The 23,629-nt window shown below is 70.8% G+C and carries 28 protein-coding genes; 14 read left to right on the plus strand and 14 right to left on the minus strand.

The window, feature by feature from the left end; all coding sequences use genetic code 11:
• Positions 1 to 74 precede the first annotated feature (74 nt).
• Complete coding sequence (locus ACTWPP_RS40325) at positions 75 to 470, plus strand: hypothetical protein (RefSeq protein WP_443109746.1); 396 nt, start codon at positions 75 to 77, stop codon at positions 468 to 470.
• 142 nt (positions 471 to 612) lie between these two features.
• Here ACTWPP_RS40325 and ACTWPP_RS40330 read toward each other — a convergent pair whose 3' ends face one another.
• On the minus strand, positions 613 to 2,385 hold the full coding sequence (locus ACTWPP_RS40330) for a DUF2207 domain-containing protein (protein ID WP_443109747.1): 1,773 nt from the start codon (positions 2,383 to 2,385) through the stop codon (positions 613 to 615).
• 42 nt (positions 2,386 to 2,427) lie between these two features.
• Between ACTWPP_RS40330 and ACTWPP_RS40335 the strand changes: the two genes are divergently transcribed.
• From ACTWPP_RS40335 to ACTWPP_RS40355, 5 genes are all read left to right on the plus strand, one after another.
• Complete coding sequence (locus ACTWPP_RS40335) at positions 2,428 to 3,507, plus strand: neutral zinc metallopeptidase (RefSeq protein ID WP_443109748.1); 1,080 nt, start codon at positions 2,428 to 2,430, stop codon at positions 3,505 to 3,507.
• A 141-nt stretch (positions 3,508 to 3,648) separates the two neighbouring features.
• Positions 3,649 to 4,113: a helix-turn-helix domain-containing protein gene (locus tag ACTWPP_RS40340; RefSeq protein ID WP_443109749.1), complete on the plus strand. Its 465-nt coding sequence runs from the start codon at positions 3,649 to 3,651 to the stop codon at positions 4,111 to 4,113.
• Positions 4,110 to 4,568, plus strand: a complete 459-nt coding sequence (locus tag ACTWPP_RS40345; protein ID WP_443109750.1) for a hypothetical protein — start codon at positions 4,110 to 4,112, stop codon at positions 4,566 to 4,568. The genes ACTWPP_RS40340 and ACTWPP_RS40345 overlap by 4 nt, the downstream gene beginning before the upstream one ends.
• 194 nt (positions 4,569 to 4,762) lie before the next feature.
• Positions 4,763 to 5,125, plus strand: coding sequence for a DUF2516 family protein (locus tag ACTWPP_RS40350; RefSeq protein ID WP_443109751.1), 363 nt, complete (start codon positions 4,763 to 4,765; stop codon positions 5,123 to 5,125).
• A 16-nt stretch (positions 5,126 to 5,141) separates the two neighbouring features.
• The gene (locus ACTWPP_RS40355; RefSeq protein ID WP_443109752.1) at positions 5,142 to 5,876 is read left to right on the plus strand and encodes an alanyl-tRNA editing protein; all 735 of its coding nucleotides are present in this window, start codon (positions 5,142 to 5,144) and stop codon (positions 5,874 to 5,876) included.
• A gap of 64 nt (positions 5,877 to 5,940) precedes the next feature.
• On the opposite strand, the gene ACTWPP_RS40360 is transcribed toward ACTWPP_RS40355, so the two are convergent.
• A complete protein-coding gene (locus tag ACTWPP_RS40360; protein WP_443109753.1) occupies positions 5,941 to 6,594 on the minus strand; it encodes a TetR family transcriptional regulator in 654 nt (217 codons plus the stop codon).
• 72 nt (positions 6,595 to 6,666) lie between these two features.
• Here ACTWPP_RS40360 and ACTWPP_RS40365 point away from each other — a divergent pair, with 72 nt between their 5' ends.
• Positions 6,667 to 9,054, plus strand: a complete 2,388-nt coding sequence (locus ACTWPP_RS40365) for an MMPL family transporter (RefSeq protein ID WP_443109754.1) — start codon at positions 6,667 to 6,669, stop codon at positions 9,052 to 9,054.
• Here ACTWPP_RS40365 and ACTWPP_RS40370 read toward each other — a convergent pair.
• On the minus strand, positions 9,043 to 9,579 hold the full coding sequence (locus tag ACTWPP_RS40370; protein WP_443109755.1) for a TetR/AcrR family transcriptional regulator: 537 nt from the start codon (positions 9,577 to 9,579) through the stop codon (positions 9,043 to 9,045). The two genes, ACTWPP_RS40365 and ACTWPP_RS40370, sit on opposite strands and share 12 nt — an antisense overlap.
• Between ACTWPP_RS40370 and ACTWPP_RS40375 the strand changes: the two genes are divergently transcribed.
• Positions 9,578 to 10,423, plus strand: a complete 846-nt coding sequence (locus ACTWPP_RS40375) for a class I SAM-dependent methyltransferase (protein WP_443109756.1) — start codon at positions 9,578 to 9,580, stop codon at positions 10,421 to 10,423. The two genes, ACTWPP_RS40370 and ACTWPP_RS40375, sit on opposite strands and share 2 nt — an antisense overlap.
• Here the strand turns inward: ACTWPP_RS40375 and ACTWPP_RS40380 are convergent.
• The 5 genes from ACTWPP_RS40380 to ACTWPP_RS40400 form a co-directional block, all read right to left on the minus strand.
• A complete protein-coding gene (locus ACTWPP_RS40380) occupies positions 10,420 to 10,836 on the minus strand; it encodes a hypothetical protein (protein WP_443109757.1) in 417 nt (138 codons plus the stop codon). The two genes, ACTWPP_RS40375 and ACTWPP_RS40380, sit on opposite strands and share 4 nt — an antisense overlap.
• Positions 10,837 to 10,842: 6 nt before the next feature.
• On the minus strand, positions 10,843 to 11,232 hold the full coding sequence (locus ACTWPP_RS40385; protein ID WP_443109758.1) for a hypothetical protein: 390 nt from the start codon (positions 11,230 to 11,232) through the stop codon (positions 10,843 to 10,845).
• A complete protein-coding gene (locus ACTWPP_RS40390) occupies positions 11,229 to 11,468 on the minus strand; it encodes a hypothetical protein (protein WP_358455244.1) in 240 nt (79 codons plus the stop codon). The genes ACTWPP_RS40385 and ACTWPP_RS40390 overlap by 4 nt, the downstream gene beginning before the upstream one ends.
• Positions 11,469 to 11,727: 259 nt before the next feature.
• Positions 11,728 to 12,306 (minus strand): dihydrofolate reductase family protein, encoded by a 579-nt coding sequence (locus ACTWPP_RS40395; RefSeq protein ID WP_443109759.1) that lies wholly within the window; start codon positions 12,304 to 12,306, stop codon positions 11,728 to 11,730.
• Positions 12,307 to 12,414: 108 nt separating this feature from the next.
• The gene (locus ACTWPP_RS40400; protein ID WP_443109760.1) at positions 12,415 to 12,963 is read right to left on the minus strand and encodes a hypothetical protein; all 549 of its coding nucleotides are present in this window, start codon (positions 12,961 to 12,963) and stop codon (positions 12,415 to 12,417) included.
• A gap of 323 nt (positions 12,964 to 13,286) precedes the next feature.
• Between ACTWPP_RS40400 and ACTWPP_RS40405 the strand changes: the two genes are divergently transcribed.
• Complete coding sequence (locus ACTWPP_RS40405) at positions 13,287 to 14,579, plus strand: hypothetical protein (RefSeq protein WP_443109761.1); 1,293 nt, start codon at positions 13,287 to 13,289, stop codon at positions 14,577 to 14,579.
• On the opposite strand, the gene ACTWPP_RS40410 is transcribed toward ACTWPP_RS40405, so the two are convergent.
• Positions 14,517 to 15,698, minus strand: a complete 1,182-nt coding sequence (locus ACTWPP_RS40410; RefSeq protein ID WP_443109762.1) for a glycosyltransferase 87 family protein — start codon at positions 15,696 to 15,698, stop codon at positions 14,517 to 14,519. The genes ACTWPP_RS40405 and ACTWPP_RS40410 overlap by 63 nt on opposite strands.
• Positions 15,699 to 15,807: 109 nt before the next feature.
• Between ACTWPP_RS40410 and ACTWPP_RS40415 the strand changes: the two genes are divergently transcribed.
• The 4 genes from ACTWPP_RS40415 to ACTWPP_RS40430 are packed head-to-tail and all read left to right on the plus strand — an operon-like array spanning position 15,808 to position 18,963.
• Complete coding sequence (locus ACTWPP_RS40415) at positions 15,808 to 16,956, plus strand: sensor histidine kinase (RefSeq protein WP_443109763.1); 1,149 nt, start codon at positions 15,808 to 15,810, stop codon at positions 16,954 to 16,956.
• Positions 16,953 to 17,636, plus strand: coding sequence for a response regulator (locus tag ACTWPP_RS40420; protein WP_443109764.1), 684 nt, complete (start codon positions 16,953 to 16,955; stop codon positions 17,634 to 17,636). Before ACTWPP_RS40415 ends, ACTWPP_RS40420 begins: the two co-directional genes overlap by 4 nt.
• A gap of 38 nt (positions 17,637 to 17,674) precedes the next feature.
• A complete protein-coding gene (locus ACTWPP_RS40425) occupies positions 17,675 to 18,058 on the plus strand; it encodes a BlaI/MecI/CopY family transcriptional regulator (protein ID WP_443109765.1) in 384 nt (127 codons plus the stop codon).
• On the plus strand, positions 18,055 to 18,963 hold the full coding sequence (locus tag ACTWPP_RS40430) for a M56 family metallopeptidase (protein ID WP_443109766.1): 909 nt from the start codon (positions 18,055 to 18,057) through the stop codon (positions 18,961 to 18,963). The genes ACTWPP_RS40425 and ACTWPP_RS40430 overlap by 4 nt, the downstream gene beginning before the upstream one ends.
• Before the next feature lie 3 nt (positions 18,964 to 18,966).
• On the opposite strand, the gene ACTWPP_RS40435 is transcribed toward ACTWPP_RS40430, so the two are convergent.
• The 3 genes from ACTWPP_RS40435 to ACTWPP_RS40445 form a co-directional block, all read right to left on the minus strand.
• Positions 18,967 to 19,434 (minus strand): pyridoxamine 5'-phosphate oxidase family protein, encoded by a 468-nt coding sequence (locus ACTWPP_RS40435; RefSeq protein WP_443109767.1) that lies wholly within the window; start codon positions 19,432 to 19,434, stop codon positions 18,967 to 18,969.
• Positions 19,435 to 19,445: 11 nt separating this feature from the next.
• Entirely contained in the window at positions 19,446 to 20,891 is a 1,446-nt protein-coding gene (locus ACTWPP_RS40440; RefSeq protein WP_443109768.1) for an MFS transporter, read from the minus strand.
• A gap of 94 nt (positions 20,892 to 20,985) precedes the next feature.
• Complete coding sequence (locus ACTWPP_RS40445; protein WP_443109769.1) at positions 20,986 to 21,486, minus strand: MarR family winged helix-turn-helix transcriptional regulator; 501 nt, start codon at positions 21,484 to 21,486, stop codon at positions 20,986 to 20,988.
• A gap of 233 nt (positions 21,487 to 21,719) precedes the next feature.
• Between ACTWPP_RS40445 and trpS the strand changes: the two genes are divergently transcribed.
• Positions 21,720 to 22,775 carry a tryptophan--tRNA ligase gene (trpS, locus tag ACTWPP_RS40450; protein WP_443109770.1) on the plus strand — a complete coding sequence of 352 codons (1,056 nt, stop codon included), beginning with the start codon at positions 21,720 to 21,722 and terminating at the stop codon, positions 22,773 to 22,775.
• On the opposite strand, the gene ACTWPP_RS40455 is transcribed toward trpS, so the two are convergent.
• Entirely contained in the window at positions 22,772 to 23,389 is a 618-nt protein-coding gene (locus tag ACTWPP_RS40455; RefSeq protein ID WP_443109771.1) for a TetR/AcrR family transcriptional regulator, read from the minus strand. The two genes, trpS and ACTWPP_RS40455, sit on opposite strands and share 4 nt — an antisense overlap.
• On the minus strand, positions 23,389 to 23,619 hold the full coding sequence (locus tag ACTWPP_RS40460; RefSeq protein ID WP_443109772.1) for a hypothetical protein: 231 nt from the start codon (positions 23,617 to 23,619) through the stop codon (positions 23,389 to 23,391). Before ACTWPP_RS40460 ends, ACTWPP_RS40455 begins: the two co-directional genes overlap by 1 nt.
• Positions 23,620 to 23,629: the final 10 nt, after the last annotated feature.

Consider the following 23,629-nt stretch of genomic DNA (forward strand, 5'->3'; position numbering starts at 1 on the left):
TCAGACATCTTATGGGGCGACCCGACGGTTAAGCCCCTGACGTCGGGTAGAGGCGTCGGCGAGGAGGTGTCACCATGCTCGCCAACGCCGACCGCCTCGGCGACGACGCCTTCTTCGTCATCGGGCCGATCGCCATCTTCTTCGCGCTCGCCGTCTGGGTCACGATGACGCTGATGACCTCACGCCACCCGCGGACCCGGCGCCCGGCCGGGGACGACGGCATGCCGCATCGCGGCCCCGTCCAGGGCGGCGTCCTCCAGGGCAGCCCCTCCCAGCGGACGCGCCGCGACCCGGCCCCGTCGGTCACCCACCGGCAGGTCATGCGGCACATCGAGGTCGCGCGCGAACGCGAGGAGCGGGAAGCCCGCGAGGACCAGGCGCCCCGCGGCCGAGGCGGCGGGCGCGGCAGGAAACGCGAGCAGGGCAAGAAACGCACAAAGGGCAAGGGGCTTTTACGCCGGCGTCAATGAAGGCCGCGAAGCATCGGAACGCGACGCCCGCCGGAGCCGGCCCCCATGCCCTGCACCCCACCCGGCGGGCGTTGTCCGAGCCCGCGGTGATCGCCGAGACCCCTCCCGGCGGTCACCGCGGGTCCGTCCATGCCCCGGACTGTCACATGCCGCGCGACTGGGAGATCGAACCCGAGGTGGCGAGGGTGAACGTGCGCATCGACTCGGCGAACTTCGACAGGTCCCATTCGGCCGGGCCCTCGTACCAGTAGAGGTTGTCGGCGCCCTCGGCCCGCTCGCCCGCGTCCTTCACCGTCTCGGCCCACTTGGGGACGGTGTCGAACACGACCGCGTACGGCAGCAACCGCGAGAACAGCGCGATCCGCTGCCGGGACGCGGTCTCGTCGCCGTCCGGGACGGCGCCGCGCTCCAGGAACGCGCGGAAGCCGATGGTGTGCGCGAGGACGGTCGCGCCGCGCGCGGTCTTGGCGGGCATGTACTGGCCGCCGTACGCCAGCGCCGCACCCGCGATGATCAGCGCGAGCCCGGCGAGGGCCCATTCGGTGGTGAGCGCCAGCGCGACGGTCCCGGCGATGCCGAGGACGGTGACGAGGATCCCCGCGACCGTCCACCGGGACCGGACGGTGTCGGGACGGCGCGCGAACCAGCCCTGCTTCACCACGTCGTCGTACATCGCGGACCGCACCTGGGCGAGCTTCGTGGCGAACGTCCCGCCGAGCTCCGACAGCTTGACCGCGTCGCGTCCGGTGCCGTCCGGGGCGGTCAGCAGCGCGTCCAGCAGGGTCCGCTCGTAGGGCAGCAGGTCGACGACGGGACGCTGGAGCCGGCGCAGCGTCCAGTCGAGGCGGCCGGTGCGGGCCCTGTCCTCCTCCTCGATCAGCAGGTAGCCGCGGACCGCGAGGTCGACGATCGTCGCGGTCACGTCGATCACGTCGGCCTGCTCGTCGATCAGCGTGCCGATCTGCCCGGGACGCACCCCGTCCGGCGGGTCGAATTCCGTCCCGGAGACGGGCGCGTGGTCGCCCTCGGCGGCCTTCTTCCCCACGACCCTGGCGTCGCGCCCGCGCAGCAGGTACAGGGCCGCGAGGCCGCCGCCGAGCAGCACCAGCAGTCCCACGAGCGCGGCGCCGGTGACGGCGTTGACGGAGAACGCCGTCACGACCGTGTGGCGCCGCTCGTAGATGGCCTGCCCGCCGGTCGTGCCCGCCGGGAGGCCCGCCACGACCGTGAGGTACTCGCCCGGCAGCATGCCCTGCTGGACGTAGACGCCCTGCGTGTGCGTGTGGTTCATGTAGTACTGCGTGCAGCCGATGGTGCTGCCGATCGGCCCGGTGAAGCAGTTGACGTTGCGGATCGCCGCGCCGGCGACCACGGTCGCGCGCGCGTCGTCCACCGGGACCTTCCAGCCTCCGATGACCGGCCAGCGCAGCTCCTCCGCCTGCCCCATCCGCGTGATCGCGCCGCGCACGTCGTACTCCAGGACGACCGTGTGGTCGCCGGTCAGCTCCTTGCCGCCGGTCACCTTGACGGTCGTCCCGGTGTCCCCGGCGGACGAGGTGACCGTGGCGGGGCCGCCGTCGGGGCTGCTCGCCCGCAGGTTCGACAGCTCGTGGACGCGGTCCTCGGTGAGGCTCTCGTGGCTCCGCGTCGGGAACGTCCGCTCGAAGCCCTTGCCGCCGGCGAACCGGTAGACGATCGTCTCCTTCACCCGGATCACGCCGCCCTGATCCGCGGTGAGGACGGCCTGGTCCTTCAGCACCCGTTCCGGCGCGGCGGCCCGTCCCTGCGCGGCCTCCGGTGCCCGCGCGACCTCCGACGCGGCCGCGGAGGTACAGGTCAACACCGGCAGAAGCGCCATAGCCGACAACGTCAGGACGACCGGCCGCAACCGGAACAACCCCGCAAGAGCAGACATGGCGGCAAATGGTATCGGCAATGCGTGCGATGATTCTCTGCTATGGCTGGTCAGTACCCACCGCCGCCGCCTCCGCAGCGGCCCCCGGCGCCGCCGTACGGCCGCCCCGGCCACGGTCCGCCCGGCTACGGACCACCCGGCCAGGGCCCGCCGGGGTACGGCCCGCCCGGGTACGGCCCGCCTCCTTACGGCCCGCCCGGAAGGCCGCCCGGTCCGCCGCATCAGTACAGGTACGCCCCGATGCGCCCGCCGCCGCGCCGCAGCTCCGGCGGGACGATCGCGGGCATCTTCGGCGCCCTCACGTCCCTGATCGTCCTCGCGATCCTCGGGCTGGCGGTGCTCAGCGGACCGGACGGTGCCGCCGGCACCCGGCCGCCCGCCTCGTCCGGCGGCGGCGCGGCGACCGTGCGCGGGAAGGCCGAGGACAGCAGGCTCTACAAGACGGGTGCGCTGACGCGGGTGAGCTGCCGGGTGCCCCGCATCCTGCCGAGCGACGCGTCCATGCGCCGCTTCATGAACGTGCTGAGCGACTGCCTGGACACCTCCTGGTCCAAGCAGTTCGGCAAGGCCGGGATTCCGTTCGACGAGCCCGACCGCGTATTCTGGTCGGCGCCGGGACGCAGCCCGTGCGGCACCTACCCGGCCCCGGGGGCGTCGGCGTTCTACTGCCCGGCCAACAACACGATGTACGTGGGGGTCAGGCACGTCGTGGAGACCTCGGGCGGCGAGCCGCTGTCCCACTACTCGGTGTTCGCGCGGGTGATCGCGCACGAGTACGGCCACCACGTCCAGGACCGCGCCGGGATCCTGCTCTTCGGGGACCGGCAGATGGAAAGCGGCGACATCGGCGTCCGCAACGAGGCGAGCCGCCGCATCGAGTTGCAGGCGCAGTGCTTCGCCGGCGCGTTCCTCGGCACGGAACGCGCGACGCTCCCGATGACGCAGCAGCAGATCAACGCGATGATCAGGGACGTCAGGGGGCGCGGCGACGAGCGCCTGCCGCCCGAGAAACGCGACCACGGCTCGGGACGGCACTACGCGGGCTGGGTCATCACGGGCTTCGAGGGACGCCGCCTGGCCGTCTGCAACACGTGGACGGTCCCGTCCTCCAAGGTCAGCTGACCCGCCGGTTCCCCGACCAGGCATGTTCCGTACTCCACGCGGGCCCCGGGCCGACGCCCGGCGGACTCGTGTGAGCGGACTCACGGACGAGTGCTAGCTAGCGTGCTTGCAATTGCAAGCACCATGACGCAGGGTGGAGACATGGCAAGTTCGAAGGTCGGCTCCATCGGGGAGTACATCCGTGAGCAGCGGACGCGAGCGAAGATCTCGCTGCGTCAGCTCGCGGACGTGTCCGGGATATCCAACCCGTACCTGAGCCAGATCGAGCGTGGGCTGCGCAAGCCGAGCGCGGAGATACTGCAGCAGATCGCGAAGGGGCTGCGGATCTCCGCCGAGGCGCTGTACGTGCAGGCCGGGATCCTCGAAGACCGCGAGGCCGACACGGACGTGCAGGCCGCCGTCCGGGACGACCTGTTCCTCACAGAGCGGCAGAAGCAGGTCCTGCTCGACATCTACGCCTCTTTCCTCAAGGAGAACGAGGCGGCCGGCGTGTTCCCCGGAGAGCACATCGGGCAGGAGGACGCGGTGCCCGAGGACGCGGCGCCCGAACAAGCCATGCCAGTACGAGCCATGCCAGAGCAAGAGGGAAAGGAAGAGGTCGGATGACGCTGGCCAGCAATCTCCGAGAGAACAAGGCCGTGTACGCCGTGGCCGGCGCCGGCGACTTCGCGGTGGAGAAGCTCCGTGAGGTCCCCGAGCAGGTGACGAAGTACCAGGGCGAGGTCCGCGAGACCGTCGACCGCTACCGCGAGCAGGTCCGCGGCACCGTGGACCGCTACCGCGGCGAGGTCTCCAGGTACCAGGAGCGCGTCGACGCCAAGGACCTGCCCGGTGCCGCCGTCGCCTACGCGACGCACTTCGGCACCCGGGCGTTCGAGTTCGTCGACGAGCTCGCCGAGCGCGGCAAGAAGGTCGTGCACCGCGAGGCCGTCGACGTCGCCGAGCTCACCGAGGCCGAGGCGAAGCCGGCCCCGCGGGCCCGCGCCTCGCAGCCGAGGAAGCCCGCGCAGCCGAAGAGCGGCGCGCAGACACGGTCCACCACGAAGAAGAACGGCGCCTGAGTGCGGCTGGTTCCGTGCCCGGCCGGGGAACACCCGGCCGGGCTCTTTCGTCTTCCCTGAGGCGGCTTCGTCTTCGCCGGTGAGGGCGGGCTACCGGTTTGCGCTGGACGGCGCGCATAGGGTTGGGGTAGTCAGACACCCCGTGTGCGCGACGTGGAGTCGCCGTCCGAGACGAGCAGGAGCGCTGATCGCCGATGTCGGGCTTCAATGTGCTGGACTACTTCTTCTGGCTACTGCTGATCATCGCGTTCGTGATGGAGGCGTGGGCGCTGGTCGACTCGCTGACCGTGCCCGAGGGCGCGTACTCGGCGGCGGGCAAGTGGCGCAAGAAAATGTGGATGATCGTCCTGATCGTCGCGGTGGTCGTGGGCTTCGCCTACGCGGTGGCGCCCGCCGCGCTCGGCGCCAGCCCGATCGCCCTGCTGATCGGCATCCTCCCGGTCGCCGCGTTCATCGCCGCCGCCATCTACCTGGCCGACGTCCGCCCGGCGGTCGCCCCGTACAAGAAGAAGAACGGCCACGGCGACTCCCGATCGGGTCCCTACGGCCCCTGGTGATCTCTAGAGTGATCGCATGAGCACCGAGGTCCATGGACGCACCGCCCGGCTGGAACTGGACGATCAGGCGCTCCGCGAATGGGAGGCCGTCGTCCTCGACGCGGGGCCGGACGGGATCGTCCTCGACCGGTCGGCGTTCTACCCGGGCGGCGGCGGGCAGCCGCCGGACCACGGGGTGCTGCTCTGGCAGGGCGTGCAGACGCGGATCGCCGGGGTGCGCAAGGGCGATGACCTGGTGCTGATCCCGGTGGAGGACGACCCCGTCCCGCCGGTCGGCACGGTCGTGCAGGGCGCCATCGAGGACGATCGCCGCACCGCGCTGATGCGCACCCATTCCGGGCTCCACCTGCTGTGCGGGGTGGTCTTCCGCGACTACGGCTGCCTCGTGACCGGCGGCAACATGGAGCCGCGGATCGCCCGCATGGATTTCGACCTGCGCGAGGTCCCGGCCGGGTTCAAGCAGGCCGTCGAGGACGCCTGCAACGCCGAAGTCCAGGCCGACCGCCGCATCGACATCAAGACGCTGCCGCGCGCCGAGGCGTTCGAGATCCCCGACATCATCAGGACGGCGACGAACCTGGTCCCGCCCGAGGTGCAGGACGTCCGCATCGTCGACATCGTCGGCCTGGACGCCCAGGCCGACGGCGGCACCCATGTCGGCTCCACCAGGCAGATCGGCCGCGTCACGGTCGCGAAGGTCGAGAACAAGGGCCGCGGCTTCCGCCGCCTCCGCATCAAGATCGAGGACTAGCCGCCGGGCGGGTGCGGAGCCGGGCACCGCCCGGCGGGCGCCTCCGCCGGCCGGTGCCCGACGATCAGGGGGACGGGCGCGACAGCGCGTCGACCGACACCAGGCCGTGCTCGACGATGTCCACGGCGCGGTCCAGGGCCGTGCGCATCGAGATCGGGTCGTAGCCTTCGCGGCGGCAGTGCGCGACGACCGCCTGCATGCCGCCGATCGCCACGCCCGACGCGGCGACGGCGTCGATCTCCGCGATGCCGGGGCACAGGTCGCGCAGCAGTGCCTCGATCTTCTCCTGCGTGTCCGTCATCCGCTGGAGCGCCCGCGCCTGCAGGCCGGGACGTTCCAGGATCAGGGAGATCTGGACGGCGCCGTACTCGCCGTGTTCGGAGACGATCGCCTCCAGGACGTCCATGACGCTGCGCCGGATGGTCTCCATGGGCGTCTCGCCGGGGGTGCGGCGCAGCCGTTCGGACACTTCGGCGAGACGGTCGTCGATCTCGGCGAAGACCACGTCCTCCTTGGACGGGAAGTAGCTGAAGAACGTGCGGGGCGACACGTCGGCGGCGGCGGCGATATCCGCGATCGTCGACTCCTCGTAGCCGCGCTCGGCGAACAGGCGCAGCGCGGCGTTCGCGATCGCCTGGCGGGTGCGGCGTTTCTTGCGCTCCCGCAGGCTCGTCCGCGCGGCGTCCTGACCGCCGTTCGTGCCGGTCTCGCCGTCCATGTGACGCACGTTACCATGACTGCAAAGTTGCATCTATTGCAAAACTGCATGCGATGGGTGTTCTCTGCGAACATGGCGCGGTTTTCTGCGGGTGGTGCGGGCCCCTCCGACGGGACGGCGGGGCGGTCGGGCGACCCCGGAAGGATCGCGCGGTTCCTGGAGAGGCTCGGGCGGCTCTGCGTGCGGCGGCGGCGCGCGGTCTTCGAACTGTGGTTCGTCGTGATGCTCGGCGCCGGCGTCCTCGGCCTCATGCACGGCGGCATGTTCGTCCAGCAGAGCACGCTGCCCGGCACCGAGACCCAGCGCGCCATCGACACGCTCGCCCAGGACTTCCCGGCGATGACCGGGCCGACCGCGACCGTCGTCTTCCACGAGACGCGCCAGGCCAGTCCGGCGGACTGGCGCGTCGCCCTGACCGTCGGCGACTCGATCGACAACATCTCGAAACTCGACCGGGTCGCGTTCACCGAGAACCCCTACGTCCAGGGCATGGGCGGGTTGAGGTCCGACGACGCGGTCGTCGTCCGGCTGAACTTCACCGGGACGATGAGCGACGTCAGCGCCGCCGACCTCGACGAGCTGAACGAGGCCGTCGCGCCCGCGCGGATGGCCGGGCTGGACGTGAAGTTCGGCGGCATCGTCGCGATGATCCTCAACCAGCCGAAGGGCGGCCCGCAGGAGGGCGTCGGGATCTTCCTGGCCATGGGCGTGCTGCTGCTGGCGTTCGGGTCGTACTTCGCGGCGGGCATCCCGGTCCTGGTGTCGCTCTGCGCCCTGGCCGTGTCGTACTCGCTGATCCACTTCCTGGCGTCGTTGTTCCAGATCGCGCCGACCGCGCCGATGGTGGCGGCGATGCTCGGCATCGGCGCCGGAATCGACTACGCGCTGTTCATCGTCACCCGTTACCGGCAGCAGCTCGCGGAGGGCGACGACGTCGAGACCGCGGTCGGACGCGCCATGGCGCATTCCGGGCACGCCGTCGTCTTCGCCGGCGGCACCGTCGTGTTCGCGATCTGCGGGCTGTTCCTGTCCGGGATCGCGTTCATCGGACGGATCGGGATCACCACCGCCCTCGCGGTCGCCATCATGGTCGTGGCCGCGCTGACCCTGCTGCCCGCCATCCTCGGCGCGCTGGGGGAGCGTATCGACCGGTACAAGCTGCCCCGCGTCCGTCCGGACAGGAGTTCGCAGCGCTGGATGAGGTGGGGACGGCATGTGGACCGGCATGCCTGGCCCTACGCGTTCGTCGCGACGCTCCTCCTGCTGGCGCTTTCCGTCCCGACGCTCAGCCTGCGGTTCGGGGTGATGGCGGACAGCATGGCCTCACCGGAGATGGAGTCCCGGCAGGCCTACGACATCGTCGCGGAGGAGTTCGGCGCCGGGCATTACAGCCCGTTCGTGGTCGTCGCGAAGGTTCCCGGGGAGGAGAAGCGCGACGAGCCCGAAAGGACGGTGCCCACGGTCGACGGGTTCCAGGGCCTGACCGGCTTGACGGGACCCGCGGTCCCGGGGCCCGGCCCGTCGCCCACCGAACAGCCCCGTCCGAAGGGCGCGCCCGACACGAGCGAGAAGCCCGACAAGCGCGCGGTTCTCGTCGCACAGGAGTTGAGGCGGGCCCTGTCCGAGGCGCCCGGGGTCGTCTTCGTCGGCGAACCCGTGGTGACCGGAACGACCGCGATCGTGCGCGTCACACCACGGGACGCGCCCCACGCCGAGACGACCACCGATCTCGTCCACCGGCTGCGGAACGTGGAGATCCCCGAGGTGCGCGGCGCGCATCCGGATGTGAAGATCTACCTCGGCGGCGAGAACCCCGCGATCATCGACCTGGCCGAGACGGTCGGGGACCGCATGCTGACCGTCGTCATCGCGGTCGTGGGCGTCGCGCTGCTGCTCCTCGTCATCGCCTTCCGGTCGATCGTCGTCCCGGTGAAGGCGGCGCTGATGAACCTGCTGTCGATCGGCGCCTCGTTCGGCGTCGTCACGGCCGTCTTCCAGTGGGGCTGGGGCATCGGCCTGCTCGGCCTCGACCAGGCCATCCCGATCATGTCGTTCATCCCGCTGTTCATGTTCGCGCTGATCTTCGGGCTGTCCATGGACTACGAGGTGTTCCTCCTTTCGCGGATCAAGGAGGAGTACGAGCGGACCGGCGACCCGCACGAGTCCGTCGTGATCGGGATCGGGTCCACCGCCCGGCTCATCACCTCGGCCGCGCTCATCATGATCTTCGTGTTCGCCAGCTTCGTCCCGCAGCCCGACCCGATGGTCAAGATGATGGCCCTCGGACTCGCGGTCGCCGTCGCGGTCGACGCCACGATCGTCCGGCTCGTCCTCGTACCGGCGCTGATGAGCCTGCTCGGCCACGCCAACTGGTGGTGGCCGGGCCGGGGCCGTCCCGCCGCCCCGCCGCCGTCCCCGGAACCGGCCGGCGAGCAACTGGAGCTGGAGCTAACGAGCTGACGCGTCGTCCGGTGCGGGGCCGTCCAGCAACTGGGAGCGGAGCGTGTCGTACACCCACCGCTCCCACCTGGCCGGCGGCCACGCGCGGTCGCGGGTCAGGACGAGGAACAGCTCCGGGCTGAGCAGGCCGTAGAGGATGTCCGCCGCCTCGTCGGCGGAGACGGCCGGGCGGGCGCCCGGCTTCCCGGTCAGGGCTTTCGCCGCCGTCGAGATCACCGTGTACCGGGGGTCGTCCCGGTCCGGCCACAGTTCCCTGATCTCCGGGTTGGTCGCCGCCGCGGCCTTGGCCATCTCGTTGACGGCCGCGACGCGTTCGAGCGTCCCGCGGGTGCCGGCGATCAGCGCGGCCAGCGCGGCCTCGGCGGTCGGCGCCTCCGTGACCTCCGCGAACCACGGCCGGCCCATCGTCGGGACGGGTTCGTCGTCGCCCGCGATCGAGACGTCGACCAGCGCCTTGAGCAGCGCGGGCTTGTTCCGGAAGACGAAGTAGATCGTCTGCACCGCGACGCCCGGAGGATGGATCATGGACATCGTCAACCGCCGGCAGGCAGAGGCATGGAACGGCTGGGAGGGCGCTCACTGGGCCGCGAACGCCGGATCCTACGACGCGATGATGGGCGAGTTCAACGCGCCCCTGTTCGCCGCCGCCGGCGTCGCGTCCCGCGACCGGGTCCTCGACGTCGGCTGCGGAACCGGCCAGACGACGCTCCTCGCCGCGCGGCGCGCCCGCGACGGGAACGCCGTCGGAATCGACATCTCAGCACCCATGCTGGAGCGCGCCCGCCGTGACGCCGCCGCGGAACGCATCGGCAACGTCACCTTCGAACAGGGCGACGCGCAGGTGCATCCGTTCCCCGCCGGCGGGTTCGACGTCGTCCTCAGCCGCGGCGGCGTCATGTTCTTCGCCGACCATGTCGCGGCCTTCGCCAACCTCAGGAAGGCGCTCGCACCGGACGGGCGGCTCGCGTTCCTCGGTCCGCAGCCCGGTGGCCCGGACAGCGCCTACGCCCGCGCGACGGCCGCGCTCTCGCCGTTCCTGCGCGAGGCGTCGCCCGCCGCGACGGGCATGGGGTCGCTGCTCGACCCCGCCCGCATCCGGGACGTGCTCGCCGCCGCGGGGTTCACCGACATCGACGTGGCCCCCGTCGAGGCCCCCATGACGTTCGGCGCCGGCACGGGAGACGCCGTCGACTTCCTCTTCGCCATGGGCCCGACGCGCTACAACCTGCGCGATGTGGAGGCGGCGACCGTCGCCCGCATCCGGGGCGAAGTGCAGGACGCGCTCACGGAATTCGAGACCGCCGACGGCGTCCGCATCCCGGGTTCCGTCTGGGTCGTCACCGCGTCTCCGGGGCGGTCGGCGGGCTAGGCGCGGCGGCGGGCCAGCGCCCTGCTGACGGCGTACGCCCACCCGGCGATCCCGGCGGCGCCGAGGAGCAGGAACAGGACACCGAGTCCGTAGGACTGCCAGTCGGCGTCCATCCGGTTCCTGGCGCCGTCCAGGCGGGACGCGTAGCCGGGGTCCACGAGCAGGACGACCCCGGCGAACAGGATGGTGGCGGGCAGCGTCCAGGCGAGGGCCCCGCACAGGTCGGCGAACCACCCGTTGAAGAGGAGCCCGCCGAGCAGCAGCGGAACGCCCATGCCGGCCCAGAGCACGGCCGAGCGCCAGTCGGCGCCCGCGTTGCCCGTCACCGCCCGTCCGACGGCCAGGACACCGCAGCCGATCAGGAGGAACCCGAGCACGCGCATCCCGGTGTCCGGCCGCTCCTGCTCGCTCATGCGCGGTTACGGTATCTGCTCAACGCGGACACCCGGGACGCTTTCGTACACATCGGGTTCCGCGGTGATCAGCGGCCAGCGCCGCCAGCGGGCGGACCAGGCGGCCTGCGCCGCGTCCATGCCGAGGCTCGGGATCGTGGTGACGAGCAGCCCGGTCTGCTGGGCGATCACGTCGTCGAGGTCGTCCACGTGCACGACCTGCATGCCCGGCAGCCGTTCGAGGACGGCGCGGCCGTGGTCGGGGACGAGCTGCCAGGCACGGGCCAGGGACGTGGCGGGGATGACGATCGTGGCGTGCTGGGCGATGGAGGCGCGCAGCCGGGCACGGACATAGATCGTCTTGCCGGTGGCAAGGTCCAGGAGAGCGGTCGCGTCGAAGACGTGACCGGTGATCACGCGACGTCCCGGCGATCCGGGACGCCGCGTTCGACGAGCCGGTCCACCATGGCCTGCTCGTCCGGACTCGGCGGGCCGAACAGGTCGTCGATGGTGGACGCGTCCCGCAGGAAGGCCAGCTTGAGCCGCGCCCCGTCAGCCAGGAACCCGGACACCGAGGCGATCTTCTTCTCCTCGGCGAGCCCCTGGAGCGTGGCGGCAAGCTCATCGGGGAGCGTGATGTTGAGTCTCGCCATGCCCGACAGAATACACACTCAAGCACCCCGCAGTGTGTATCCCACTGCTCGACGACCGCCGCAATGGACGCCTACCTCGACTGCCGACCGGGCCCCGCCCAGAGACAGGCCGAGTGACTGCACCACCGCATCCTCGACCACGGACCCGATGCGGCCACCCGGCAACTCCGCGAGAGGCTTCTGAGCATGGCGACCAGGAAGAAGCACACTCCGGAGCGGGTCGTGCGCAGCTTGACGGGGACGGGATGCGTGGACGAAGTCAGACGTGCAGGGTGGGCCGGTAGATGAGTTCCTGGGTGTGGCCGTCGAGCGTCCGGCTTTCGATCAGTTCGAGGTCGAAGTCGGCCGCGCCCTGGAAGATCGGGTCCGCTCCGGTCTGGCCGGTGATCACTGGGAAGAGCGTCACCTGTACGCGGTCGACCAGACCGGCGGCCATCAGCGCCCGGTTCAGCGACAGGCTGCCGTGCGAGCGCAACGGCACCTCGGACTCCTCCTTGAGCCGGGCGACGATGCCGACGGCGTCGCCGCTCACGACGGTCGCGTCCGGCCAGTCGAGGGGGCCTTCCAGTGTCGTCGACACCACCGTTGCCGGCAGGTCCCTCATCCGGGTGACCCATGGGTCACGCACCTCGGAGTCCTCGGTGCTGGAGGCCAGCATCTGCGCGTGCGCCCGATAGGTGTTGGCCCCGAAGACCATCCGCTGCTCCTGGTCGTACGAGGCGAGGCGGTGCTCGAGGAACTCGGGGCCTTGCTTGCCCCAGTAGCCGCCCCAGTCGCCGCTGGCGGCGCCGAAGCCGTCGAGGGTGGAAAAGACGTCGAAGGTGTAGGTAGCGGTCATGATGCTCTCCTCGAATGCGGTTGATCGGGTGTGGATGCAGAGTGGAAATCACGGCGGTGGTCGTGTGGGCCGCTCCGGTCGCCCGCCAGGCGTCTGGTCGCCGGGCGTCTAGACCCGGGGCGTCGCTGTGGCGAGCTCGGCCAGGTGGCGCAGCGAGTTGATGAGATGCTCAGGGCCGAACGGCGGGAACTGCAGGTACTCCCGGATGGACTGCGGCACCGCCGACCAGTCGTAGGTGAGCGTGACCTCAGTCTCGGACGGGCCGATCGGCGCAAGGTCGTAGCGCCAGATCCAGCCGCCGAACTCCAGGCGGCCGTCGTCCTTCTCCGTCCCCGTCAGCCAGCCGATGGCGCGCGGGGCGTCGAGCGCCGCGCCCTTGTTGGCCACCCGGTAGTCACCGTCCGGATGGCCGGCGTGATACATGTCCATCCGGAAAACCTGCCCCACCTCGGTCAGCGGCGCCCGGTCGGCAGGTTCCTGAACCCAGCCGGTGCCATCGATCGCGGAATGGGTCGTCGGGTCCGCCAGCACCGCGAACACCCTCGCCACGGGCACGGCGACGTTCAGGGTGGCGCTCACGTTGTCCTGGTTCGTGGTGTGCACGCTCCTTGTCATCGCATCTCGGGCCGAGGTCGCCGCGGTGGTGGTGACGAACATCCTGGTCCTCCGGTGAGTGGCGACCGGCCCGTTGCCGGCCTCTCACCTTGGCTACGAACGCGCTCGACGCCATTCGACACACCCGCAGAAAAAAATCAGAGACGTACTCGCCCCGCTTGCTGCGGCACCGCCGCACCAGCGCCCACCTCGCTACCTTGCGGGTCGCCGTAGCTTCAATACTTCCGAGCCGAGCCACGCGCGTCCGAGGTAGAGGCGTGGTGATCTGTGGCGAACTCTGGATCTTGGGGTGGTTGATCCGCAAAGCTGTGTATTCAGTGCGGCACTGTCTGTATGCGCCCCCGACCGATGGGACGAGCTGGACGATGGCGGGTTCCAGATTCAGGACCGACCCGACGACCGAGGAGAGGCTGGGACCGCAGGTTCTTGAGGATCTGCGGGCCAACCTGTGGCCGGTGGACTGCCAGACCTGCGGCCGTCCGCTCGGGCGGTGGGGGAGGCCCGCGCTGGAGGTCCAGGCGGAGGACGGGTTCGCCGCCGCGTCGTTGCATCATCGCCGGTGCAGTCCGCCCGCCTGGGTCGACGGGACGGTCGACGTCTCCGGCCGGAGGCACCTGACGTGGCGGGCGGGCTGTTTCCTGATGCAGCCGGGCAACGTGCCCACGTTCCTGATCAATCCCTCGTACGAATACGCGCTGCTGCGCCAGGGCGATGCCGGGGAATGGCAGATCGCGACCTTGGAGCCGTACAAGGAACTGGGCTTTCAGCTGGGGCTCTCGTCGAAACAGCCGCTCCCATCGCCGGCGGGCGTGTCCGCGTCGATCGACGAGGGATTCATTTCGGTGGACGTCCGGCACGATGGTGCGATGCTGCAAGCCTGGCATGACGTCCACATCCCTCCCGACATCGCGCGCGCCGCGCACCGCTGGGGAGACATCATGGTCGCGGTGACGACGCTCATGGACGTCAGCAAACCGTTCACGATCGAAGGCATGAGCGTTCTGCTCGGGACCGACCGGGTGGCGGTGGGGAAGGCACGGCTCACGTCGGTCTCGTATCCCCGGGCCGCGCAGCAGGTCAAGCCGGGCGACAACGAGAGCGATCATCAGGTCGAGGCGTTCGCCATCTCCGCCGAGTCGATCAGGCGGGCGGTGGACTTCACGGTCGACGACCGGGTCCTCGCCGCCGCGTTCGCGCTGTGCGACGGGAAGGCGTGGATGATCGGGCAGCTGACCGGCCGCGACAAGATGGCGGCCCTGCTGATGGTGAGCTCGTTCTGCTCGCTCGGATCGCGCGACGAGTCGGGTGAGCCCGCCCGGTGCCAGGGGGTGCACCTGATCACTCCCGACACCGAAAGCGCCGATGAGCACATGGACTTCTTCTCCGCCGTCGCCGCCGAGGGTGCCGCAGGGACGGTCGGGAGACTGGGCGCCTCACCCTTGTCGGACGAGGGGAGCGCCGCATATCTGGCCGACATCGTCTTGGGGACGGCGGACGAGTACGCAGCGGCCTTCACCGCCTACGGCGACGCGGGTCCGGACTGGGATCTCCACGCCAGCCGCGGACATTCGGCCATCGTGACGGACACGGCGAAGTCAGACCTGACGCAGGCGGAGTTTCTCCGGCACTATCCCAAGGCGATCGCCATCGCCATCTAGGTCGAGTGGCGGCCGCCGGAGACGGATGGCCATGTGCGTCAGGAAGAGGACGCCGGCTATCAGGTAGCAGTTGGCTACCGGCATCAGCAGTAGGTGGAATCCGTATTCGAGCGGGTGGCCGTTGTAGGGCGTCCACCACATGGGTGCCAGGGCGAAGACCACATAGCCGCAGAGGGCGGAAACGCGGTTGCCGTTCCGGATGAGCACGGCCAGGGCCGGGACGATCCATACCCAGTGATGCGCCCACGAGATCGGGGAGACCAGCAGACCGGTCACGCCCGTCACCGCGATGGCGCTCAGCCAGTCGCCCCGCCCGGCCCACGCTGCCGCGACGGCGAGCCCGGCGATCCCGATGGTCAGCGGGATGGCGGTGTACCAGTCGCCGACCTCGGCCGTCCCTCTCAGGATGCGGGTGAGAGCGCCCAGCGGGGACTGGTTGCTGATGTAAGGGACGCCTACGCGGGAGGTGTCGTAGAAGGTGTGGAGCCAGTAGAGGCGGGACGCGTCCGGCGCGATGACGTACGCGAGGAGCGTGCAGACGGCGAAGGTCCCGGCGGCCGTGAAGGCGGCTTTCGTCCGTCTCGTCACGAGGAGAAGGACGATGAAGATGCCTGGTGTCAGCTTGATCGCGGTCGCGATGCCGATACCGATACCGGCGGGACGGCCCTGCGCGGCCCGGTGCATGTCGGCGAGGACGAGGGCGAGCAGGAACAGGTTCACCTGACCCTGGAAGAACGTGTGCCATACCGGTGCCAACAGCAGACCTCCGGCCACCACGACCGTCAGGGGGACGCTGCGGCCGGTCAGTTTCAGGGTCGTCGCGCAAGCCCATATGAATGCGGCCAGCGAGGTGAGTTGCCACAGCAGCCGGGCGGGGGTGAGGGGCAGGGCGGCCAGGGCAGTGAACAGCGTGGCCATGAACGGCGTGTTCGTGTACCAGTGGGCGGCGAGCTGCTCGTCGTAAAGGCGCGTGCCGTCCGTCACGGCGTGCCCGCCCAGCCAGTAGATACGGAAGTCCAATGAATCGTAGGTGAGTGAAAAAACCACGATTCCCAGGACTTCGATTGCCAGGACGGGTATCAGCCAGCGCTTCATGCGGATAACGGTGGCTTCGGCCATGCCCGGCGGGCATCGTGCCACCGGACACATTCACAAAGGCCGTTTGCAGCCCGCGGGATTACGTCCGCGGGCCAATGTGCCGGTAAGGGGCGGCGGTTACGATCGGCGCATGTCCGCCTTGCCGCTGAGCCGAGTGCGCCGCGTCACCTGGACGGCCCTGCTGTGGTTCGCGGCCGTCGTCTACCCCTTCGTCCTCTTCGCGACGGTCATGAAGGGGGCGAGCGGCTTCGTCGCCTTCGAAGTCCTCGCGTCGGCGGTGCTCACGGTGATGGCCGGGGCGCTCCTCCTGCGGCACCCGCTGCCGGCCCACGGGATACTGCTCTTCGCCTGGATCGTCGCCCTCGTGCAGATGCAGAACGGGGTCGTCGCGGGCCTGCTGGTCCTGATCACCGATCTTGGTGTCGGTTACATCGCGGCGAGCCGTCGGCGCCGGATCTCGGTCACCGTCGCCGTCGTGACGCTCGCCCTGCAGTTGCTTTCCGTCCTCGCGTTCCTGTCCGCGAACATTTCGGCGACGATCGACATCCTGATCTTGACCGTGGTCCTGGCGATGGCCGTTACCTGGATGGCGGGGAATTCGGTCCGGGTGCGGCGAGCGCATGCCGAGTCGCTGCGCGAGCGGGCCACGGCGCAGGCCGTCGCCGCCGAGCGGCTCCGGATCGCGCGTGAGCTGCACGACATGGTCGCGCACAGCATCGGCATCATCGCGATCCAGGCGGGCGTCGGCGGACGGGTGATCGGAACGCAGCCCGCCGAGGCGCGGAACGCGCTGGACGCAATCGAGGCCACCAGCCGCGAAACCCTGTCCGGATTGCGACGGATGCTCACCGCGCTCCGCAGGGACGACCCGGGTTCCGCGCCGCTCGGCCCCGCGCCCGGCCTGGACGATCTCGACCGGCTGGCCGAGGCGACCAAGGACGCCGGAGTGAAGGTCGGCATCGACGGGCGAGGTGAGCGGAGGCCGTTGCCGCCGGACGTCGACCTGTCCGCGTACCGGATCGTCCAGGAGGCGGTGACGAACGTCGTCCGCCACGCGGGCACGGACGAGTGCCGGGTCACCGTCGACTACCGGGACGAGGAGCTGTCTATCGAGATCGACGACGACGGGCACGGCGGTGTCGTCGGTACCGGATACGGCATCGTCGGCATGCGTGAGCGGGTGGGCCTGTTGCGCGGCGAGTTCTCCGCCGGGCCGCGTCCGGGAGGCGGATTCCAGGTGACGGCGCGAATCCCCCTGCCCCAGGCGGCGGGCCGATGACGATCCGGATCGTTCTGGCGGACGATCAGCCGTTGATCCGCGCCGGGCTGCGCGTACTCGTCGCCGACACACCCGACCTGGAGATCGTCGGGGAGGCCGGGACGGGGGCGGAGGCCGTCCGGCTGGTCGAGGACGTCCGTCCCGACGTGGTCGTGATGGACATCCGCATGCCCGACATGGACGGCATCGAGGCCACCCGGCGGATCGCGACCGCACGCGTGCTGATGCTGACCACGTTCGACGATGACGAATACGTGTACGGGTCGCTGCGGGCCGGTGCCAGCGGGTTCCTCGTGAAGGACATGGCGCTGGAGGAGATCCTGTCGGCGATCCGGGTCGTCGCGGGCGGCGACGCACTGATCGCGCCGAGCGTCACGCGCCGGCTGATCGAGGAGTTCGCCGCCCGCCCGGAGCGCCGTCGCGAACCCGAGCACGACCCCGCGAGCGCCCCCCGCCCGTCCGGCGGGATCACCGGAAGGGAACGCGAGGTGCTGACGCTCGTCGGACGCGGCATGTCCAACCATGAGATCGCCGGGGAGCTGTTCATCAGCGTGGCGACGGCGAAGGCGCATGTGGCGCGGCTGCTCGCCAAGCTGGACGCCCGCGACCGCGTCCAGCTCGTGATCATCGCCTATGAGATGGGTCTGGTGGCGCCCCCTACCGGCGGTAGTACTACCTGACGTGGTGACCTTTGCCGGGTTCGGATAATCTGGCTGGTGTGAAGGGTCTGGGAGAGCTTGAACGCACGGTCATGGAGGTCCTGTGGGCGCGGGAGGACGCCGGTCATCAGGCGGCGACGGCCCGCGACGTGAGCCGCGCGCTCGCCGGTGACCGCGACCTTGCGCACACCACCGTCATGACGGTGCTGGACAGGCTCGCCAAGAAGGGCTTCCTGGAACGCGAACGAGACGGCCGCGCATGGCGGTACCACCCGGTGGCGAGCCGCGAGGTGTACGTGACCGAGCTGATGCTGGGCGCGCTGAACGAGACGGGCGACCGTGACGCGGCGCTCGCTCAGTTCGTCCGGTCCGTGTCGCGGGACGAGATCGACGTGATCCGGGAGACCCTCGCGGGTCTCACGAGCAAGGAACCACCGGCATGACCGGCACCGCCCTGCTCGCATTGATCTCCCTGGGGACCGTCGGCGGGGCGCACCTGCTGTCCCGGGCCCGGTGGACGTGGCGGACGCCGCGCACCGGCATCGCCCTCTGGCAGGCCCTCGGGCTGTGCTGGGGCGTCGCCACGATCGGGGCGCTGCTCGGCCTCGCGCTGCTGCCGTACGGCAAGGGCGTTCTCGGCGGCCTGCCCGGCCTGTACGACGACCAGGCCGCCAGCCTCAACCCCGTGCAGGTGGCGGCGCTGCTCGCCGCGATCAGCCTCACCGGCGTGCTGCTGGTCATGCTCATGTACGCGGTGGTCCGGGTCGTGCGGGCCCGGCGGCGGCATCGGGCGCTGCTCGCGCTGGTGTCGCGCAGGGACTCGTCCGTGCCCGGAACCCTCGTCCTGGACCATCCGGGCGCCGCGGCGTACTGCGTGCCGGGCGTCCGCTCGTCCAAGGTCGTCGTCAGCGCCGGGACACTGGAGCTCCTCGACCGCGGTGAGCTGGCCGCGGTGCTCGCGCACGAGCGCGCCCACGCCCGCGAGCGCCACGACCTGGTGCTGCTGCCGTTCGCGTCGCTGCGCCAGGTGTTCCCGCAGTTCGGGCTGGTCACGCGGTGCCTGGACGCGGTGGAGCTGCTGATCGAGATGGCCGCCGACGACCGGGCCCGCTCGGGACGGCCGCCGCGCGACCTGGCGACCGCGCTGCTGCGGTTCGCCGCCGCCCGCCCGGCCGCCGCGCCGTCCGGCACGCTCGGTGTCGCGACGCACGGCAAGATCCCGGTGATGGCGCGGGTGAACCGGCTGCTGGAGCCGGAGCCGCTGCCCCGCAAGGCCCGTGCCGCCGCCATCGTCGCCGTCCCGATCATCGCCGGCCTCCCGCTGCTGCTCCTCGTCCTGCCGCACTAGCGATCAGCCGGACAGGACGGTTCCGTAGAGGCGGGTGACGTGCAGGCGGATCACGAGCCGCCGGTCCTTCACCATCTGCTCGAAGAACGCCCGCTCGTCCGCCGGGTCGTCGAAGCCCGGGGTCATGGCGAGCAGTTCCCGCCCGGTCGCGTCGCCGGGCGCTTCGGTCACCCCGGACAGTTCGGCGGTGCCTTCGGCCACGGCGAACGACATGTGGTCGTCGCCGGACGCGTGGAGCGCGGCGCGCGGGTCGTTGCGGAGCTGCCTCACCTTCGCGCGATCGGCCGTCGTGGAGATCCGGACGGTGCGTTCGCCGGGATCCCAGGTGTAGGCGACGGTCGAGACGTGCGGGTGGCCGTTCCTCTTGTTCGTGGCCAGGACGGCGAACCGCTGCTCGCCGAGCAGTCGCGCCAGGCCGTCCTCGGTGATGGGTTCGGGGCCGGGTCCCTGTCCGGGGCCGTACTCGGTCATCGTGATCTCCTTCAGGCTTTCGTCGTGACGGTTTCGGCGGGCGCCGTGGCGTCCACCGGGGGTCTCGGGCGGCGCAGGACGAGGAGCGAGACGCCGAACGCGGTGGCGAGCAGGCCGGCGGAGACGCCGAACGCCAGGTGGTAGCCGCCGGTGAGGGCGGCGGCGTCGCCGTGTCCGTCCGCCCGCAGGTTCTCGATCCGGGCGGCCGCCAAGGTGGTCATGACCGCGACGCCGAGCGCCATTCCGACCTGCTGGACGGTGTTGAACAGCCCGGACGCGAGGCCCGCGTCCTCGGGGCGGGCGCTGGACATGCCGAGCGCGGTGAGCGACGGCAGGACGAGACCCGCGCCCGCGACCAGGACGAACACCGGGAGCAGGTCGGTGACGTAGTCCGCGTCCACCGGCACGGTCGTGAGCAGGACCATCGCGCCGGTCAGGAGCGCGAGCCCGGCCATCAGCACGAAGCGTTCACCGAGCCGGTTCGCCAGCCGCGCCGACACGAACAGCGACACCGCGCCGATCGCCACGGCCGCCGGGAGCATCGCCAGGCCGGTGTCGAGCGCGCCGTATCCGAGGACCTTCTGCATGTAGAGGGCGACGATGACCTGGAACGAGAACATCGCCGACAGGGTGAGCAGCTGGACGGCGTAGGCGCCGGACACGTTGCGGGAGCGCAGGATCCGCAGCGGCATCAGCGGGGTCGCGGCGGTGGCCTGGCGGGCGGCGAACCCGGCGAGCAGGGCGAGCGCCACCGCGCCGAGCCCGAGGGTGTGCGCGGACAGCCAGCCGTACCGCTCGACCTTGACGACGGTGTAGATGCCGAGCGTCAGCCCGGACGTGACGAGGAACGCCCCGGCGAGGTCGGCGCCGGCGGACAGGCCGAGCCCGCGGTCGCGCGGCAGCGCCGGGAGGGCCAGCGCGATCGTGGCGAGCCCGATCGGCAGGTTGATGAAGAAGATCCAGTGCCAGCTCAGCGCGTCGGTGAGGACTCCGCCGAGGACCTGGCCGATGGACGCGCCGGCGGCACCGGTGAAGCTGAAGATCCCGATGGCCTTGGCGCGTTCGCGGGTGTCGGTGAACAGCGTCACGAGGATGCCGAGGACCACAGCGGAGGCGAGGGCGCCTCCGACGCCCTGCAGGAACCGGGCGGCGATCAGCAGTCCGGACGAGGTGGCGGCGCCCGCGAGCAGGGACGCGGCGGTGAACACGGCGTTCCCCGTCAGGAACAGCGTCTTGCGGCCGACGAGGTCGCCGAGCCGTCCGGCGAGGAGCAGCAGGCCGCCGAGGGGGATCAGGTAGGCGTTCATGATCCAGCTGAGCCCGGCGGGGGAGAAGCCGAGGTCGTCCTGGATGGCGGGGGTCGCGACGGTCACGATGCTGCCGTCCAGGATGGCCATCAGCATCGTGGTGGACAGCACGCTGAGCGCCGCCCAGCGGGATCGGAGCAGGGAGGGCATGGTCATCTCCTGGTTCGAGGACACAGGAGGGACCGTAGCAGATTGTTTTGTTAGAGACGATCCTTGTCGGACCTATTTTGTCTCGGCGTCGGGCCTATTTCGTCCGCTCGCGCGCCCGCCGCACCGGCTGCGGGCTCTCGGCCGGGGTCGCCAGATGCCCGGTGACCAGGGTGTTCAAGGCGCGCAGGAACACCTCGCGCTCGTCGGCCGGAAGGGAGCCGAGGGCCGCCTCGTGGACGCCGTCCGCGATCTCCTGGCTGCGCGCGGCGACCCGGGCGCCCTCCTCGGTGACCGCGATGATCCTGGCCCGCCGGTCCCTGGCCGACGGGCGGCGCTCCGCGAGACCGGCCTTCTCCAGGGCGTCCACCGTCACGACCATGGTCGTCTTGTCCATGTCGCCGATCTCCGCGAGCTGGATCTGGGTGCGCTCCTCCTCCAGGGCGTGCACCAGGACGCAGTGCATGCGCGGCGTCAGCCCGATCTCGGCGAGCGCGGCCGTCATGCGGCTCCTCAGCACGTGGCTGGTGTGGTCGAGGAAGAACGACAGGTCCGGGCTCGTGCGTGTCGGGGACGTGCGCGGAGTCATGGAGGTCATGCGTTCCAGGCTACCCAATTTGGTTCCGTTCTAGATTATCTAGGATCGGCGCCATCTCGTCGTCTATCCTGAAGCCATGAACCGCACCGTGTGCCTGGGCTGGTGGCCGTCCTAGGACGGCCGCAGCCACGCACGCCAATCGGGCCGTCCGCTGGACGGCCCTTCTCTCTTTCCCCGGTGACGCGGCCCGTTCGGCGGGACGGCCGCACCGATCCCGATCCGAGGAGAGAACCGTGGAGACCATCCCCGAAGCCCCGCACGCCGCCGGCGCCGAGCACCGAAGCCGCGAGTTGGAAGAACGCATCGCCGCCGAACCCGGCGCGTTCCGCGTCCTGACCGGCGACCGCCCCACCGGCCCGCTCCACCTCGGCCACTACTTCGGCACCCTCGCCAACCGGGTCCGGCTCCAGCGCGCCGGCGTCGACCTGTTCGTGCTGGTCGCCGACTACCAGGTCCTCACCGACCGGGACGTCGCCGACCGCCTGCCCGAGCACGTCGAAGGGCTGATCGCCGACCACCTCGCCGCCGGTGTCGACCCGTCCAGCGCGACGATCTTCCGGCACAGCGCCGTCCCCGCCCTCAACCAGCTCATGCTGCCGTTCCTGTCGCTGGTGTCGGTCGCCGAACTGCAGCGCAACCCCACCGTGAAGGACGAGATCGCGGCGTCGCGGCAGACGTCGGTCAGCGGGCTGATGTTCACCTACCCCGTCCACCAGGCCGCCGACATCCTGTTCTGCAAGGCGAACCTCGTCCCGGTCGGCAAGGACCAGCTCCCCCACCAGGAGATCACCCGGACGATCGCGCGCCGTTTCAACGAACGCTACGGGCCCGTCTTCCCCGTGCCGGACGCGCTGCTGTCGGCCGCGCCGAACCTCCTCGGCACCGACGGCCGGAAGATGAGCAAGAGCCGCGGCAACGCCATCGCGCTGTCCGCCGGGCCCGACGAGACCGCCCGGCTGATCAGGCGCGCGGTGACGGACGGCGACCGGTACATCGCCTACGCGCCCGAAACCCGCCCCCAGGTGTCCAATCTGGTGCTGCTCGCCGCGCTCTGCCAGGACCGCGACCCGCACGACGTCGCCGCCGGGATCGGCGACGGCGGCGCCACCGCGCTCAAGAAGGTCGTGACCGACTCCGTCAACGAGTTCCTGCGCCCGATCCGCGCCCGCCGCGCCGAACTCGCCGCCGACCGGACGTACCTGCGCCGCGTCCTCGCCGAAGGGAACGAACGCGCCAACGCCGTGGCGGACCGCACGCTGGACGAGGTCAGGACCGCGATGGGCTGCTAGCGCGGCGCGATTCCGGTGAGGACGGCGGTCACCAGGTCGTCCACGGCGTCCACGGAGACCCGGTGGGCGAGGTCCTCGCCCTGGAACAGCACCGACAGGACCGGCTCGTGGCACGCGCCGACGATCATGGACGTGGCCGCGTCGACCCGGGCGTCGGGGGCGAGGCGGCCGAGGTCGCGCTCGGCCCGCAGGTAGCCGGCGAGCCGCTCGCGCCAGTTCTCGCCCCCGCCGCTCAGCGCCGCGAACCGGGCGAGGACCTCGGGGTGCGCGAGCAGGCCCGTCAGCGCCGGCAGCATCCCGTTGTGCAGGATCAGCCCGTGCTCGACGTAGACGCGCAGGTTGGCCTCGACCGTCGCCTCGCCGGGCGCCGGGAGCGGCGGCAGCGCGCGCTCCACGGTTGCCACCCGCGCCCGCATCGCGTGGGCGAGCAGTTCCTCCTTGTCCGCGAAATGGTTGTAGAGCACGCCGTCGGCGACACCGGCCGCACGCGCGATCGCCCGGACGGTCAGGCCCGCCGTCCCGCGCTCGGAGATCATCTGCTCGGCCGTGGCGATCAGATGCTCGCGCAGCGTCCGGTCGCCGGCGCGCAGCGCGGCCGCTTTTCGAGGTGACATCACCCCGCATCGTATTGAGACAGCTCGAACCCGTGCGCGGCGAGTTCGGGAAGGAAGTCCCCGTCGACGGCGTCCTCGATGTGCCGGACGCCGGGTGAGGCCGCGTCCAGCCGCCGGACGACCATCGCGGCGGCCAGGCCCGTCGCCCGGCTCTGCCGCCGCCCCGCGAACGACCTCACCGACCCGCCGGACGCGACCGCCACCGCGAACCCGTCACCGCCGACGTGCACCCGCGGAACA

The sequence above is a fragment of the Actinomadura sp. 3N407 genome, assembly GCF_052245875.1.
Lineage (GTDB): Bacteria > Actinomycetota > Actinomycetes > Streptosporangiales > Streptosporangiaceae > Spirillospora.

What these genes read in the sequence shown, in the direction of transcription:
- ACTWPP_RS40325 (WP_443109746.1), top strand. Translation starts at nt 75, where the DNA reads ATGCTCGCCAACGCCGACCGCCTCGGCGACGACGCCTTCTTCGTCATC.
- ACTWPP_RS40330 (WP_443109747.1), bottom strand. Translation starts at nt 2,385, where the DNA reads ATGTCTGCTCTTGCGGGGTTGTTCCGGTTGCGGCCGGTCGTCCTGACG.
- ACTWPP_RS40335 (WP_443109748.1), top strand. Translation starts at nt 2,428, where the DNA reads ATGGCTGGTCAGTACCCACCGCCGCCGCCTCCGCAGCGGCCCCCGGCG.
- ACTWPP_RS40340 (WP_443109749.1), top strand. Translation starts at nt 3,649, where the DNA reads ATGGCAAGTTCGAAGGTCGGCTCCATCGGGGAGTACATCCGTGAGCAG.
- ACTWPP_RS40345 (WP_443109750.1), top strand. Translation starts at nt 4,110, where the DNA reads ATGACGCTGGCCAGCAATCTCCGAGAGAACAAGGCCGTGTACGCCGTG.
- ACTWPP_RS40350 (WP_443109751.1), top strand. Translation starts at nt 4,763, where the DNA reads ATGTCGGGCTTCAATGTGCTGGACTACTTCTTCTGGCTACTGCTGATC.
- ACTWPP_RS40355 (WP_443109752.1), top strand. Translation starts at nt 5,142, where the DNA reads ATGAGCACCGAGGTCCATGGACGCACCGCCCGGCTGGAACTGGACGAT.
- ACTWPP_RS40360 (WP_443109753.1), bottom strand. Translation starts at nt 6,594, where the DNA reads ATGGACGGCGAGACCGGCACGAACGGCGGTCAGGACGCCGCGCGGACG.
- ACTWPP_RS40365 (WP_443109754.1), top strand. Translation starts at nt 6,667, where the DNA reads ATGGCGCGGTTTTCTGCGGGTGGTGCGGGCCCCTCCGACGGGACGGCG.
- ACTWPP_RS40375 (WP_443109756.1), top strand. Translation starts at nt 9,578, where the DNA reads ATGGACATCGTCAACCGCCGGCAGGCAGAGGCATGGAACGGCTGGGAG.
- ACTWPP_RS40370 (WP_443109755.1), bottom strand. Translation starts at nt 9,579, where the DNA reads ATGATCCATCCTCCGGGCGTCGCGGTGCAGACGATCTACTTCGTCTTC.
- ACTWPP_RS40380 (WP_443109757.1), bottom strand. Translation starts at nt 10,836, where the DNA reads ATGAGCGAGCAGGAGCGGCCGGACACCGGGATGCGCGTGCTCGGGTTC.
- ACTWPP_RS40390 (WP_358455244.1), bottom strand. Translation starts at nt 11,468, where the DNA reads ATGGCGAGACTCAACATCACGCTCCCCGATGAGCTTGCCGCCACGCTC.
- ACTWPP_RS40395 (WP_443109759.1), bottom strand. Translation starts at nt 12,306, where the DNA reads ATGACCGCTACCTACACCTTCGACGTCTTTTCCACCCTCGACGGCTTC.
- ACTWPP_RS40400 (WP_443109760.1), bottom strand. Translation starts at nt 12,963, where the DNA reads ATGTTCGTCACCACCACCGCGGCGACCTCGGCCCGAGATGCGATGACA.
- ACTWPP_RS40405 (WP_443109761.1), top strand. Translation starts at nt 13,287, where the DNA reads ATGGCGGGTTCCAGATTCAGGACCGACCCGACGACCGAGGAGAGGCTG.
- ACTWPP_RS40410 (WP_443109762.1), bottom strand. Translation starts at nt 15,698, where the DNA reads ATGGCCGAAGCCACCGTTATCCGCATGAAGCGCTGGCTGATACCCGTC.
- ACTWPP_RS40415 (WP_443109763.1), top strand. Translation starts at nt 15,808, where the DNA reads ATGTCCGCCTTGCCGCTGAGCCGAGTGCGCCGCGTCACCTGGACGGCC.
- ACTWPP_RS40420 (WP_443109764.1), top strand. Translation starts at nt 16,953, where the DNA reads ATGACGATCCGGATCGTTCTGGCGGACGATCAGCCGTTGATCCGCGCC.
- ACTWPP_RS40430 (WP_443109766.1), top strand. Translation starts at nt 18,055, where the DNA reads ATGACCGGCACCGCCCTGCTCGCATTGATCTCCCTGGGGACCGTCGGC.
- ACTWPP_RS40435 (WP_443109767.1), bottom strand. Translation starts at nt 19,434, where the DNA reads ATGACCGAGTACGGCCCCGGACAGGGACCCGGCCCCGAACCCATCACC.
- ACTWPP_RS40440 (WP_443109768.1), bottom strand. Translation starts at nt 20,891, where the DNA reads ATGCCCTCCCTGCTCCGATCCCGCTGGGCGGCGCTCAGCGTGCTGTCC.
- ACTWPP_RS40445 (WP_443109769.1), bottom strand. Translation starts at nt 21,486, where the DNA reads ATGACCTCCATGACTCCGCGCACGTCCCCGACACGCACGAGCCCGGAC.
- ACTWPP_RS40455 (WP_443109771.1), bottom strand. Translation starts at nt 23,389, where the DNA reads ATGTCACCTCGAAAAGCGGCCGCGCTGCGCGCCGGCGACCGGACGCTG.